Raw genomic sequence first — 14,181 nt, forward strand, 5'->3', positions numbered from 1 at the left:
CGATTGTGTCAGATCGACAAACTTCGTTTCCGAAAACCCAAAAACGCACTTGCGTTAAAAAACAGACTGATTCCCGTAAGGATCGACAGGTGCAGAAATAAATCACCCGTCCCTTCTAATAACTGCTGTGTATTAAAAAGACTGAAAATCGAACCATAGCGCATCCAATCCATTTTTTCACTCAATCCTGCCCCAATCGTCAAGACAATCGATAGTACAAGCACACCACCCGCAATCGAAAAGGCACGCCGCTCATCGTCAAACAAGGTCGCGACGAACAGGGTGAAGCCACCAATCGCATAGAGCAAGAACAGCGCATTCACTTGAAAGCGGACCAGGGTCATCCCATCAATCGAAACACCGGCAACGAACCAGTCCGCTAGCAGCAAGACAAACGTATTGAATAATACAAGGCATGTACTGGCAATCATCATCACGATCATCGCAGACGCAGTATATTGATGGCGTGTAATCGGCGCAGCCAAGTATAAAATCAGTTCCCCGTTGTCGATCGGTCGGGCCAGCAGGCGCGCCGCAAGGGATAACAAGAACAGGGAGGCAATGATTTGAAAGATCAATCCGTAATAATTACCGCCCAGTAAATCCAGGACGTTATCAAACCCGGTCACCTTGTCATACTGAAAGGCTTTTAAGACTTCCGGTGGCAACGCTTGAAGTTTCGCTTCGAGCAGACCACTCTTCATCATCGATGGATACAGTGCCGCAAGCATCAATAAATACAGACTCGTTCCAATGGCATACGCTGTAATCGGTTTTCCGTTATGCTTCAATAACGACCAAATGATGGTCATCATGGTGATTCCTCCTCACTATAATAATGTAAGAAGACGTGTTCCAAGTCATCCGCGGAAGAGTGAATCGTCCGCACATCATACTCCGTCAAGAAACGGATGACTTGATTTAAGGTCAATTGCTTCGTCGTCACAAAAGACACCTGATTCTGCATCCGTTCACTTCCGATTTGTCTGGCGAATTGTTCCGCATGTGCCCCTAACCCAAATTCAATCGTGTATTGTTTTCGACTCGACCGGACAAGCTCGTGAATATCGGCTTCGATGATGAGTCGTCCTTCTTTGATAAGGGCAGCCCGGTCACACGATTTTTCCATCTCCGGAAAATGGTGTGAACTCATTAAAATCGCTTTCCCCTGTTGTCGTTCTTCATCAATCAAGGCTAAGAAACGTTCCTGCATCAACGGATCAAGTCCACTCGTCGGTTCATCGAGCAGATAGACCGGTGCATCTTTCATGAAGCAGCCGACTAATGCCAGTTTCTGTTTCATCCCTTTCGACATCTTTCGAATTTTCGTTTTCGTCTCAAACGGAAAACGTTCCAACAATTCCAATTGACGTTCCGGTTTACTGTGATGTAATTTCTGCATCAAGTGTAGAATTTGCTCGCCTGTAAAATCACCAGGTAAATTGATTTCTCCTGGTAAGTAACCGACGATTCGTTTTACATCTTCTGTTTGGTTCCAGCAATCATAACCACCGATCGTCGCGTGACCGGAGTCCGCTCGAATCAAACCCATCAGTTGCCGGATCGCCGTTGACTTCCCCGCTCCGTTCGGTCCGATGAAACCAAATACCATCCCCGGTTCCACCGAAAAACTGACATCAAACAAACCTCGTTTCGGTGCAAATTCCTTCGTCACATGTTCCAAATGAATCATCCGAATCGCCTCACTTTTTTGGGAGATCACCGTTAGTACCTTATACCCGTTTTGGCACTTCTTGGGACAGACCGGTCCGATAAATGACAAATCGTTCGTCGTGATTTTTTTCAAACAATTCCTTTAAACGAACTTCTTCAATTTGTTCAAATACCGTTTGATGCTCTAAATAATACCGGTACTCATCTGCCGGATAATAAAGGATAAGATCGACCGGACGTGGATGCCGCTCGACAGACATCAGAATCTGGTCGACGACCTTCATAAATATTTGAATCGAAAATGGATTAAAAAAATAGCATGTCGTGACGTCATCCGGAATCGAATACGCTTCCGCATACGTATGTTCAAAACGAATGCTCCCCCGCCGCTTTTTCATCTTTTTCGTGTACGCCATCTGATTCGCAAGCGCATCCTCGTAAAACTGACCATTCATCTCAATTCCGATGACGGAACAATCAAACCGATCATGCAAGTAAAAATTCAACCGTCCTTTTCCGCACCCAAAATCAATCACCGTATCGGTCTGGTCAAACGGATAGACGGCACATAATTCCTCGAGTGCCGCGTAAGGAGTCGGCTCGTAACGGTTGTAGTGGCTGAAGGCGTTATAGAGATGTTGGACTTCGATCGTCTTGATGTGTAGACGTGCTTCATAATCTTGTTCATTCATAATGATGGATTCCTTCTTTCAAGCATTGTTGTTTCCATCGTACTATACTTAAAAGGTACACAATTCGATAAAAGGGGATGTTTTTATGATCGTCGTGACGAACCGGATCAAAGTCAAAAAAGGAATGGCTGCTGCACTCGCACCACGCTTTACTCGCCCAAGTGGTCTTGACTCGATGAAGGGATTTGTTCGTGTCGAAGTTTTACTGACTCAAGGTCTCGAAGAACACGATGAAATGAACGTCAACATGTACTGGGAAGACATGAAGGATTTTGAAGCATGGCGGAACAGTGATGATTTTAAAGAGTCCCATAAACGTCCTGCTCCGTCAGACGGCAAACAAGAAGAATCTCCGATGCTTGGAAGTGAAATCATCACCTACGAAGTCGCTTCCGTCAAAGAACGGACTTCTGCTTCTTCTTGATCCCACCTACTGAAAACCTTGCGTCCATTCTGGATTCAGGGTTTTTCTGTCTTCACTCCAAAAGACCCTCCACTATATTGATATGGGTGTAAATTGTATGTAATACCATTATTTGTTATCATAAGTCCAACACAGAAAGAGAGAGGACTTATCATGCTGAATTCATTGTCTATTTTCGAACAGGCCATTCGGACTTTACCGATTGACCGCCCTCTGACACGTCAGGATTTATGCGTGGACAGTTTTTTATTACAACAGGATCAGGGTTTATCCGTCTATTATTCACCGATCGGCGAATACATCAATCATTCTGCGAAAATCGTCTTCATTGGAATCACACCCGGATTTGAACAGATGCGAATTGCTTACGAAGAAGCCGCTGACGCCTTTCATCATGGTGCGACAATCGAGGAAACGTCGAAAATCGTCAAATACAGTGCCAGTTTTGCTGGTCCGATGCGTCGTAATTTGACAATGATGTTGGATGAGCTCGAATTAAATCGTCTACTAAAGATTCCTTCCACAGCAACCTTATTTCATACAGATCAGGAACTGTTGCACACGACTTCGATTCTGAGACATCCTGTTTTTTACCGGGATAAAAATTATACGGGACATCAACCGAAAATCGACCGGACCCCCCTTCTGCAACATTACGCGTATGAACATTTTGCCGCTGAGCTGAATCAGTTACCCCATCCGGTCATCCTCGTTCCGTTTGGACGTGTTGTCGAGTCTACGGTCCGGACATTACTGCATCAAGGGCGCATCAAAAAACATACCGTATTATTTGGTTTCCCTCACCCTTCCGGTGCAAACGGACACCGAAAGCGACAGTTTGAAGAAAATAAAGATTATTTACTGAAGCAGTTGACGTCCTACTTCAATATTTAACAAACAGACTTGAAACTATTTTCTGAAATATGATAAAGTTTTCTTATGAAAAGAATATGACTATTCTATCGATGAGGTAGAGGCGCGGTCTCAAAAAGTATTTGGTCTGAGGATGACAACAAAGACGATCAAAGAAAGGTGATGCCGCCGAAGTATCGTCATGTGTCAGACTTGACGATGCTGGTCGAATTGGGAAATACCCGTTCGATTGCCATACGTATGTTGTATGGAGCGCTCCAATTCGGCTAAGAAAGACGCATCCAGCAAGGGTGTCGGCTTTGTTGCCGGTGCCCTTGCTTTTTTGTATGCAATGGGTCTCATCTTCTAAAAAAAGAGGAGGAACCACAACCATGGTCAACTATTCAGATTCCATCGTCGCGCTTGCGCCGGCGGTCATCGCCATCGTCTTGGCGATCGTCACACGAAAGGTCGTCATCTCACTCGGTGTCGGGATTTTAATCGGTGCGTTACTGCTTCATCGTTTTAATCCAATCGACACGGTCGTTTATCTCGGCAAAAACATCTTCAGTCTGTTTTGGGCAGATGGTGCATTAAATGAATGGAACGTCTTATTACTCGTTTTCTTACTTTTACTGGGTGTCTTATCGACATTGATTCAAACATCCGGTGGTGCTCGTGCCTTCGGCGAATGGGCAACGACCCACGTCAAGACGGCACGTGGTGCACGTCTCGCCGCTTTTGGTTTAGGGATCTTAATCTTTATTGATGATTACTTCAACAGTCTTGCTGTCGGAAACGTCAGTCGCCCGTTGACGGACCGTCGTGGTGTCTCGCGTGCCAAACTGGCTTATATCATCGATTCCACTGCTGCACCGGTCTGTGTCATCAGTCCATTATCGAGTTGGGGTGCGTTCATCATCTCGATCATCGCCGGGATCTTAACGACACATTCGATCACTGATTATTCGGCGTTTAGTGCCTTCATGATGATCGTGCCGTTAAACTTCTATGCCATCTTTGCTTTATTACTGACACTTTACATCGCCTATACCGGGATTGCTGTTGGACCGATGCGGACGCACGAGTTACGTGCACTTCAAGGTGAATTGTTTGATACAAACAAAGGAACACCGATGGGCATGGCAGAAGAAGTCAAGGAACACGATGGTGGAAAAGTCCGTGACTTAGTTGTTCCGATTGTCGTGTTAGTCATCGCAACCGTCACTGCTCTTCTGTGGACAGGTGCTCAAGCCTTAGCTGCTGACGATCGTCCCTTCACATTGATCGGTGCGTTCGAAGCGACCGATGTCACACGTTCGCTCGTTGCTGGTGTCGTCATCAGTTTAGTGGTTGCCTTCTTGATGTTGATCGGCCGGAAGATTCCGGCACGTGAGTATCGCATCAGCATCTGGGCTGGAATGAGATCCATGTGGCCAGCCGTCGTCATCCTGTTGTTCGCCTGGACCATCATTGCCGTCATCGGTGACATGAAGACCGGCGACTATCTCGCAAGTTTCGTCAGCAAATCAATTCCTGCTTCCTATCTGCCGTTCCTGTTGTTCTTGATCGCGAGTATCATGGCATTCTCAACCGGAACGAGTTGGGGAACATTCGGTATCATGTTACCGATCGGTGCTGACCTCATCATGGCGGTTGAGCCGAGTCTGTTGCTACCAACGCTTGCAGCTGTCCTTGCCGGATCAGTCTTCGGTGACCACTGTTCGCCGATTTCCGATACGACGATTCTCAGCTCGACCGGTGCCGGATCCCACCACATCGATCACGTCACGACACAATTGCCGTATGCGTTGATTGGTGCAGCAACGTCGGCTGTCGGGTACCTTATGCTCGGTGTCACCGGTTCGTCTGTCTTCGGATTCATCGGTGCGCTTGTCGCCTTCATGATTTTCCTCGTCATGTTGAACGTGCTGTCACGACGCGGTGAAGTCCCGTCGCAACTTCGTTCTGAATAAACCAAGCCTGTTAAACTGTTTCCATTCAAAAGCCGGACCCGATTAAAAAATCGGATCCGGCTTTTTTACATGAATTTTGGTTATTGCTGGAACCGGATCAAACCATCAACGCACAGACTTCGTTCGCAAACGCGACCGGATCTTCAATTGGTAATCCTTCCATCAATAACGCTTGTTGGTACATCAATTTCGTATACCGTTCGAATTTCGGACGATCTGCTGCATACGCTGCTTCGATTGCTTTGAAGACGTCATGTGACGTATTCAGTTCGAGGATCTTCACCGCTGCGACATCTTGATTGTTCGGCATCGCCTTAAGGATTTTCTCCATTTCAATCGATACGGCACCATCTGTCGCGAAGCAAACCGGATGTGATTTCAAGCGCGACGATGCTTTGACTTCTTTGACTTGTCCCGCCAGTACGTCCTGCATCGCTGTAAACATCTCGACTTGTGTCTCTGTCGTTTCTGCCTGGTCCGTTTGCTCGATGCCAAGATCACTGCTCGTCACGGACTTAAATTCTTTTCCGTCGTAGTTGAGAAGCATCTGAATCGCAAACTCATCAATCTCTTCCGTAAAATAGAGGATATCGAATCCTTTGTCCTTGACGAGCTCTGATTGTGGCAGCTTATCCAACCGATCCGTGCTTTCTCCTGACGCATAATAAATATACTTCTGCTCTTCCGGCATCGCTGCGACGTATTCTGCGAGCGTCACTAATTTTTTCTCTTTTGCCGAATGGAACAAGACGAGTTCTTTTACGCTGTCCTTGTGCATTCCGTAATCGTTATAGATGCCAAACTTCAGTTGACGGCCAAAGGCTTGGTAAAACGTCTCGTATTTCTCCCGGTCGTCACGAAGTAATGCCTCGAGTTGTGTTTTGATTTTGCTTTGGATGTTCTTCGCAATTAATTTTAACTGACGGTCGTGCTGCAACATTTCGCGCGAGATGTTGAGCGACAAGTCTTCTGAATCGACCATTCCTTTGACGAAACTGAAATGATCCGGCAACAGATCACTGCATTTTTCCATGATCAAGACACCGTTCGCATACAGTTCGAGTCCCTTTTCGAACTCTTTCGAATAGTAATCAAACGACGGTTGCTCGGGAATGAACAAAATTGATTGATACCGGACGGCGCCATCCGCACTAATATGGATATGTTTGACTGGTGTATCGAATCCATACCGTTTTTCTTGATAGAAGTTGACATAGTCTTCATCCGTCAGTTCCCGTTTGTTTTTTCGCCAGATCGGGATCATGCTGTTGACTGTCTTCATGACCGTCACGTCTTCTGTTTCGTCCGATCCTTCGACCGGGCGCTGTTCCGTTTCTTCCATCTCGATCGGATAGCGGATGAAATCCGAGTACTTTTTGATGATACTCCGAAGACGGTACGGCTCTAAGTATTCATCGTAGTTCTCTTCTTCTTCGTTTGCTTTGATATGAAGTGTGATGTCCGTTCCGACTGTTTCTTTGTCGACCTCTTCGATCGTGTACCCGTCTATTCCGTGCGACTCCCACTTATAGGCGACGTCACTGCCAAACGGTTTCGTCACGACGGTCACGGTATCAGCGACCATGAAGGCGGAATAAAAACCGACTCCGAACTGCCCGATGATGTCATGGCCGTCTTTTGATTCGTTTTCCGCTTTAAAGGCAAGCGAACCACTTTTCGCAATCGTTCCGAGGTTTTCTTCCAGCTCTTCTTTTGTCATCCCGATTCCTGTGTCACGTAAAATCAGTTGACGTGTTTCTTTGTTCGGCTCAATCGTAATCTTGTAGGCTTCTTTGTCAAACGTCATCGTCTCGTCCGTCAACGCCTTATAATAAATCTTGTCCATTGCATCACTGGCGTTCGAAATCAACTCACGTAAAAAGATTTCCTTATGTGTGTAGATGGAATGAATCATCATTTCGAGCAATCGTTTAGATTCTGCTTTGAATTGTTTCGTTTTCATGTTCGATACCCCCTGTTGTTTTTAGCACTCAAGTCATTAGAGTGCTAATTCACTTCCATTATTACGGATATGAAAAAGGCTGTCAATCCTTCACCTCATAGAATTGATTCAATTTTTTGCGTACCTCCCGTCCAATCTCATGTAATCCTTTCGTCGACCCATATGTTCCGTGACTGACCCCCTTCTCATCGACACGACTGCCCAGACCTATAAACTGTTCACTCGGTTTAAAGTGTAGTCCGATGACCGGGATACATAATTCAGCCGAATAACCAAATTCGACGATTGCATCCGGATAATTGGTGACGGTTACCGGTGCTTGCCACGTGATGCTTGGATCCAAACTCCGAAACCTCTCCGTGTGTTCACGTCCTAATAAAATGATGCCATGCAGAGAAAACAGATGCAGCAACTTCTTGAAAAAGGTTTGACCGAATGCTGTCTGTTCGAGATCCTGCCGCATCGCGATCGTCCCCATGTAGCGTCTTGTCGGAAACGGGAAAAAATCCGTGTGGATCACGGGGAGCAGGGACGTGTCATACAAGGACGCACCAAACCCGTTTAGAAAACCTTCCAGTTTGCCACCCTGTTCTTTTCCGAACCATGTCTTGTAGACGTCCTTTTGCTGAAAATAACGGTTATAGTTCCCGATGGTTTGGTCATAATATCTGTCGTTTTGGTAAGTACTTAAGGATACTCCCGACTCGCGTAAAAAGAAGGGACCGGTTGTATCGTAACGCATCGTCCCGTCTTTTTTTAAGAACTGTCCCGCCGAAGGATTGGTCGCCACCGTCAACCAGCTTGTTTTCGTCGCGTCGCCAAACCATAAGACAGGAGTAGTCCCCTCAATCAATTCGTTTTTCATCGGTCCATTCTCTAACTCGATTTGATGCTGAACGGCTTCCGCCAATAATTTTTTTGCATACTTCCATTGATCTGATATCAGCGTTCTCATCCCTTTCACTTTGCGCTTTTCTGTTTTACCTGTTCCCGTTCCAGAAAAACGTTAGACACTTCGATGGGTTTATCCGCATCTGCTCAGGGAATGTTTCATAAGGTGAAGTACAAAATCGGACATTACTTATCAGGAGGAGATTTTTTATGAAACGACTTGAAAACAAAGTAGCAGTCATCACCGGATCGGCCACAGGAATCGGTCAAGCAACGGCACTTGTCTTTGCGGAGCAAGGGGCAACCGTCGTCTGTGCTGACATCGATCTTGAAAAAACACAAGCGACCGTAAAACAGATTGAGCAGGCCGGTGGAAAAGCAGAAGCCGTTCACGTCGATGTCTCACAAGTCGACAGCGTCAAACAACTCGCAGGCCATCTACAGTCTACATACGGGACGGTCGATGTTTTGTTCAACAATGCCGGGATTGATCAACAAGGCGGAAAAGTCCATGAATATCCGATCGAACTGTTTGATCAAATCATCGCCGTTGATTTACGCGGTACGTTTTTGACAAGTAGGTTCGTCATTCCGTTAATGCTGAAAAACGGCGGATCGATCATCAATACGTCATCGATGTCGGGACGGGCTGCTGACTTGAACCGTTCGGGATACAACGCGGCAAAAGGCGGAATCGCCAACTTCACGCGGGCGATGGCGATTGATTATGCCCGCGACGGCATCCGTGTCAACTCGCTTTCCCCGGGGACAATCGAAACCCCACTCATCGATACACTCGTCGGCGGGAAAGAAGACGAGCAAGGGAAACAATTCCGCGACGCCAATGCTTGGATTACACCACTCGGCCGTCTCGGTAAACCGCGCGAGATGGCGACAGTCGCCCTGTTCCTCGCGTCAGATGACAGTTCATACGTCACGGGTGAAGACATCACGGCTGACGGCGGCATCATGGCGTATACGTGGCCGGGAGAGATGTTGATCGACGATAAATGGAAAACAGACGCCGAATAAGCGATGGTTTTCCGTTCAGCACGGCCCCCATTTGTGGAGCCGTGCTTTTTTTGTTCATTTTCAAACGGTTGAAGTTTAAGAAATTCATTTCCTTTAAATATTTTGAGAATTAGTTTACCTCACTGAACTACTTTTGAATGGGAAAAATAAAGCAAAGGGGGAGAATCTATGCTGACAGAACCGATTACTTATTTGCAACGCTGTTTACAGATCCCAAGCACCAATCCACTCGACGGGGAAGAGAACTCCGCCGTGTACGTCTATGATCTCTTGACGTCTCACGGGGTTGAGACCGAATGGATCGAGGTATCACCGAAACGGATTTGCCTTGTTGCTACGATTCAGGCCGGTGCTTCTGCCATTGAACCGAAAACGATCGGCTTCTCCGGTCATCTCGATACGGTCCCGGTCAAAATCAGCGAGTGGACGACAGATCCGTTCGGAGGCAACATTGAGGACGGACGGATCTACGGACGCGGTGCCTCCGACATGAAGTCCGGTGTCATGGCGCTTGTCAGTATGATGCTTGATTTAAATACACGGACCGACTTACCAAATCACCTGAAGTTATTGATTACGTCGGATGAAGAAAACGGGATGACCGGAGCCCGCCATTTGACCGAGCGTGGTGACGCAGATGATTTAGACGCTCTGTTGATCACAGAACCGACAAGCGGTTTTCTTGGTTACGCGCAAAAAGGGGTCATCGGCGTGGAAGTGTCGTGTACGGGAAAAAGTGCCCACAGTTCTTCGCCCCAACTCGGCAAAAACGCGATTGATGATCTGTATCGTGTGATTCGAGAAATCAAATCCGATCGTTTTGCGATCACCAATCATAGTCATCCGGAACTTGGACCCGTCGTCGCTTCCATCACATCAATCACAGGCGGGGAAGGTCCCAACGTCATTCCGAGCCATGCTGCTTTTTATCTGGACATCCGGACGATTCCCGGATTTGGACGGGAACAGGTCTTGCAGGCGCTCGAAGAAGTTAACCAACGGCTGCGTCAACAGGACGACAGCTTCTCGATGGAAGTCACGATCATCAAGGACATCCCCTCCTGTGAGACCGATCGTGACGATCCATTCTTACAAATTGTTGCGGACACGATGGAATCAATCCGGCAGCAGCCGACACAGCGCGTCGCGATTCCTGGCGGGACAGACGGTGCCATGTTCAGCCAGGCCGCCCGGAGCTTCCCGATTGCGGTGGCTTCGTTCCACGATTTCCGGCTGGCCCATCAAATCGATGAGTCGATTCCCCTGTCGGAATATGCGGAAACGATCGAGTTGTGTATGCGTCTTGCGCTACATTCCTATGACTGAAAAAATCCTCCATCTGTTTAAGGGACAGATGGAGGATTTTTAAGTGTAGACACCCATTAAAGCGAGCGCTTGCCCAATATAACTCTGATCAGACGGCAGGACGTGTTTCGGTTCACCGGCAACACACCATTCGATCCGGACATGACCGAGTCGGTCGTATACGAGTTTAAACAAAAAGCCGTTATCTTGAAACGACACGACACCCGGCAACTGTTCATGCACCCGCCGAAACCGGCTTGCAAATTGATCATACTCGGAGAAGGACAGCATCATTTCATGGATAAGCATATCCTGATACAAGACTTCGATCTGCAGTGTCTCTATGATTGGATTGACCTCGACGATTTGCCAGACAAGCGTCTCATCGTATCCTACAAATGAAATCACGTGTTTCAACTCATTCACCTCTTTTCTTTGGAGTGAACATCCCAGAAATCGGGAATCTTCTTACTATAGACATCAGGGTACCGTTATCGACTCACGAAAGGAGTTTTCTTATGACCGATCAGCAAAAGACCTTACCGACAGATCAAAACGTCGATGCCTTTTTGAGTACGATCACGCCACCGATGAAACGGACGGATTGTGAGCAATTACGGCAGATTTTTGAAGAAATGACGGGTTATCCGGCCGTCATATGGGGGAACACGATGATCGGATTTGGTCACTATCATTATCGTTATTCCTCCGGACACGAAGGAGATTCATTTCTTGTCGGATTCTCGCCCCGCAAAGCGAACATCAGTCTGTATTTCGCAACAGGTCCGGAGCGGGAGCAATTCTTGGTACGTCTCGGCAAACACAAGAGTGGAAAAAGTTGCATCTCTATCAATAAACTAGCAGATATCGATCTGCTTGTCTTAAGGGAACTGATTGTCCATTCGGTCGCTTTCCTCGAAAAGACGTATCCAAAATCCTGAGGGCACTAAAAAACGTCCCCTCTTCCGCTGACTGCGAAAGAAGGGACGCTTGCTGCTTAAATCAATGTCCACTGTCTGCTGTGTCGATATGACGAATATGTTTGAGATTGACCCCGATGATGACGACAGACAGAAGAACGAATGCACTCCCGACATAAAACGGGAGGTTGGCGTTATAGATCTCAGCCAATTTACCGGCCATGAATGGCGCGATGGCTGCCCCGAGAAAACGTAAGAAACTGTATGCCGCTGACGCCGTCGAACGTTCGACCGGTGCTGCATCCATGACTGCCGTCGTAATCAAGGTGTTATTGTTCCCGAGCACGGCTCCCGCAAGAATGACACAAACGATGACGACAGCCGGTGTTTCTGTAAAGATTCCCATTAACAGTAACAGGACGGCGAACAAGAGAAGCATCAGCACCATTGCTTTGATCGTGCCGAGCCATTGTTTTAATTTCGGTGCGGTCAGAACAGACGTCAAGGCGAGCAACATTCCCCAACCGAGGAAGACGAAGCCGAGTCCTTGCGCCGGCAACTTCATGACAAATGGTGCATACGCCATGATCGTGAAGAATCCGACGTTATACAAGGCTGCGACGATCCCAAGTGTCAACAGCGAACGGTGCTTCATCGCCTGGAATGGGGCAATCAACGAAATCTTTTTCGCTGGTGTCGCCGTTGCGACTGGTTTTGGCATCAAGAATAACAAAACGAGGAACGCGATGACCATGATCGTCGCGACACCCATGAACGGGGCACGCCAGGTGATCGAACCAAGTGTTCCACCAAGCAAGGGCCCAATCGAAATACCAAGACCGACTGCCGCTTCATATAAGATGATGGCTTTCGCCGTTCCGCCGGATGAGAGGGATACGATGGCAGCAAGTGCCGTCGCGACGAACAAGGCGTTTCCGAGCCCCCAACCGCCACGCAAGGCGACGAGTGTCCAGATACTATCTGCTTGTGATGCAAAACCGGCGACAACCGCAATGACGGCAATCCCAAGCATCAGTGTTCCCTTTTGACCGATCCGAGACGAAATCGCACCGGTAATCAACATCGCAAACGCCATGACGGCATTATAGCTCGTAAATAAGAGTGTCACTTCACTTTTAGAGGCTTCTAGATTTTCGGCAATCGTCGGTAAGACCGGATTAACGAGTCCCATTCCCATGAAAGCCGTGATACTGGCAAAAAATACTGCCCATACAGCAATCGGTTGATGCAGTAAACCATGTTTGCTTTCCTCTAAGACTGTCTCAGGCGCAAGTGTCGTTGTTTTTTCAGCAAAAGCCATATAAATCCTTCTTTCTTAAATAAACTGTTTAAAGGAGTGACGGATGACGTCACCGCGACTGATGATTCCGACGAGCTTTCCGTCTTTTAGAATCGGTAATTTTTTGATTCGTTTTGCGCCAAGTGTAGCCGCAATTTCTTCCATCTCGGTCTCAACGTTGGCTGTGACGACTTTCCGGCGCGCCATGTCCATGACGGGACGCGTCAAGATGTGACGGACCCGTTCTTCGTAGTTTTTGTCATCGCCTTTGATGACGTCGACGTACAAAAACGTATCGACGATGATATCTTTATGTTTGCCGATTACTCGCATGATATCCCCATCGCTGATATAGCCGACAACTTCCTGCTGGTCGTTGACGACCGGGACCCCACTGATTCCAGACGTGATAAAACGTTCAACAACCGTCCGGATTGTATCTTGTTCGTTGACGGTAATGACCGTCTCTTTCATCGATTGATAAGCTTTCATCGGAATTCTCCTTCGTAACATGCTGTAATGGATGAGTTCTTATTAATAAGTTGCACGATACAATTAAATGACATTTATGATTGTATAATACAACTATAACCCTGTCAAGAAGCCTGCCTTTGATTGACAGAGGACAGTGTGTGCGTAATGATGAGGGCAATGAATGCAAATAAGAGGTGACAACATGTCCAATCAATCCCTGGAAACGATCGAGCTCCAACTGGCGATTTTAATTCGTCGTTTGACGACAGCGACGGCCGATAACCGTAACTTGGATCGCGCTTCCTACTTACTCTTGCGCCAGTTGTCCGATTCCGGTCAGGTCGGTGTCAAGACACTGGCACGCGAATTACAACTCGATGTGTCGACCGTCAGCCGGCAAGCTGCTGCGCTCGATCAGAAAAAATTAGTCGAAAAAATAAAAGACCCGACAGACGGCCGGGCCTTCTTTTACAACATCACCCATTACGGTCAACAGGAGCTCGAAATTTACCGGACGGCCCGTCTGACGAGTATCGAACGGTTGCTGACAGACTGGCCGGATGAAGATGCCGAGTCATTTGGGCGATTGCTGAAGAAGTTCAACCAAGCATTACGGGAACGGTGAACTCCTTAGAATATGAAACAGAGGACGGATTTCCATCCGCCCTCTGTTTTTTA

General features: G+C 47.4%; 15 protein-coding genes and 1 riboswitch. Of the genes, 7 read left to right on the top strand and 8 right to left on the bottom strand.

Translation table 11 applies throughout. The features are described 5' to 3' along the window. Positions 1-8: 8 nt before the first annotated feature. From P404_RS0107670 to P404_RS0107680, 3 genes are read right to left on the bottom strand one after another with little or no spacing between them, the layout of a single operon-like run. A complete protein-coding gene (locus P404_RS0107670) occupies positions 9-815 on the bottom strand; it encodes an ABC transporter permease subunit (protein ID WP_014971681.1) in 807 nt (268 codons plus the stop codon). After that, positions 812-1,693 (bottom strand): ABC transporter ATP-binding protein, encoded by an 882-nt coding sequence (locus tag P404_RS0107675; RefSeq protein WP_026830454.1) that lies wholly within the window; start codon positions 1,691-1,693, stop codon positions 812-814. The genes P404_RS0107670 and P404_RS0107675 overlap by 4 nt, the downstream gene beginning before the upstream one ends. Before the next feature lie 40 nt (positions 1,694-1,733). Further along, positions 1,734-2,366: a methyltransferase gene (locus tag P404_RS0107680; protein WP_026830455.1), complete on the bottom strand. Its 633-nt coding sequence runs from the start codon at positions 2,364-2,366 to the stop codon at positions 1,734-1,736. Positions 2,367-2,451: 85 nt separating this feature from the next. On the opposite strand from P404_RS0107680, the gene P404_RS0107685 reads away from it, so the two are divergent. From P404_RS0107685 to P404_RS0107695, 3 genes are all read left to right on the top strand, one after another. After that, positions 2,452-2,790, top strand: coding sequence for a heme oxygenase (locus P404_RS0107685; protein WP_014971684.1), 339 nt, complete (start codon positions 2,452-2,454; stop codon positions 2,788-2,790). 153 nt (positions 2,791-2,943) lie between these two features. Beyond that, positions 2,944-3,684 carry a uracil-DNA glycosylase family protein gene (locus P404_RS0107690; RefSeq protein ID WP_026830456.1) on the top strand — a complete coding sequence of 247 codons (741 nt, stop codon included), beginning with the start codon at positions 2,944-2,946 and terminating at the stop codon, positions 3,682-3,684. A 69-nt stretch (positions 3,685-3,753) separates the two neighbouring features. After that, positions 3,754-3,929: riboswitch (Lysine riboswitch) on the top strand. A 105-nt stretch (positions 3,930-4,034) separates the two neighbouring features. Then, positions 4,035-5,618: a Na+/H+ antiporter NhaC family protein gene (locus P404_RS0107695; protein WP_026830457.1), complete on the top strand. Its 1,584-nt coding sequence runs from the start codon at positions 4,035-4,037 to the stop codon at positions 5,616-5,618. Positions 5,619-5,715: 97 nt separating this feature from the next. Here P404_RS0107695 and htpG read toward each other — a convergent pair whose 3' ends face one another. Together htpG and P404_RS0107705 are read right to left on the bottom strand one after the other, a co-directional pair. After that, the gene (gene htpG, locus P404_RS0107700) at positions 5,716-7,581 is read right to left on the bottom strand and encodes a molecular chaperone HtpG (RefSeq protein ID WP_026830458.1); all 1,866 of its coding nucleotides are present in this window, start codon (positions 7,579-7,581) and stop codon (positions 5,716-5,718) included. Positions 7,582-7,663: 82 nt separating this feature from the next. Then, positions 7,664-8,536: a hypothetical protein gene (locus P404_RS0107705; protein WP_026830459.1), complete on the bottom strand. Its 873-nt coding sequence runs from the start codon at positions 8,534-8,536 to the stop codon at positions 7,664-7,666. A gap of 146 nt (positions 8,537-8,682) precedes the next feature. Between P404_RS0107705 and P404_RS0107710 the strand changes: the two genes are divergently transcribed. Further along, positions 8,683-9,504 carry an SDR family oxidoreductase gene (locus P404_RS0107710; protein ID WP_014971689.1) on the top strand — a complete coding sequence of 274 codons (822 nt, stop codon included), beginning with the start codon at positions 8,683-8,685 and terminating at the stop codon, positions 9,502-9,504. Between the two features lie 168 nt (positions 9,505-9,672). Continuing rightward, a complete protein-coding gene (locus tag P404_RS0107715; RefSeq protein ID WP_026830460.1) occupies positions 9,673-10,830 on the top strand; it encodes an ArgE/DapE family deacylase in 1,158 nt (385 codons plus the stop codon). A 39-nt stretch (positions 10,831-10,869) separates the two neighbouring features. Here P404_RS0107715 and P404_RS0107720 read toward each other — a convergent pair whose 3' ends face one another. Next, positions 10,870-11,217: a hypothetical protein gene (locus tag P404_RS0107720; RefSeq protein WP_236624374.1), complete on the bottom strand. Its 348-nt coding sequence runs from the start codon at positions 11,215-11,217 to the stop codon at positions 10,870-10,872. Between the two features lie 110 nt (positions 11,218-11,327). On the opposite strand from P404_RS0107720, the gene P404_RS0107725 reads away from it, so the two are divergent. After that, positions 11,328-11,750, top strand: a complete 423-nt coding sequence (locus P404_RS0107725) for a DUF1801 domain-containing protein (RefSeq protein ID WP_026830462.1) — start codon at positions 11,328-11,330, stop codon at positions 11,748-11,750. 61 nt (positions 11,751-11,811) lie between these two features. Here the strand turns inward: P404_RS0107725 and P404_RS0107730 are convergent, their stop codons facing one another. Continuing rightward, positions 11,812-13,050: an MFS transporter gene (locus P404_RS0107730; RefSeq protein ID WP_026830463.1), complete on the bottom strand. Its 1,239-nt coding sequence runs from the start codon at positions 13,048-13,050 to the stop codon at positions 11,812-11,814. Between the two features lie 15 nt (positions 13,051-13,065). Then, complete coding sequence (locus P404_RS0107735) at positions 13,066-13,521, bottom strand: CBS domain-containing protein (protein WP_014971694.1); 456 nt, start codon at positions 13,519-13,521, stop codon at positions 13,066-13,068. A gap of 184 nt (positions 13,522-13,705) precedes the next feature. Here P404_RS0107735 and P404_RS0107740 point away from each other — a divergent pair, with 184 nt between their 5' ends. Next, on the top strand, positions 13,706-14,128 hold the full coding sequence (locus tag P404_RS0107740; protein WP_026830464.1) for a MarR family winged helix-turn-helix transcriptional regulator: 423 nt from the start codon (positions 13,706-13,708) through the stop codon (positions 14,126-14,128). The last annotated feature ends 53 nt before the right edge of the window (positions 14,129-14,181 follow it).

This window comes from Exiguobacterium antarcticum DSM 14480, assembly GCF_000685865.1.
GTDB classification, from domain to species: domain Bacteria; phylum Bacillota; class Bacilli; order Exiguobacteriales; family Exiguobacteriaceae; genus Exiguobacterium_A; species Exiguobacterium_A antarcticum.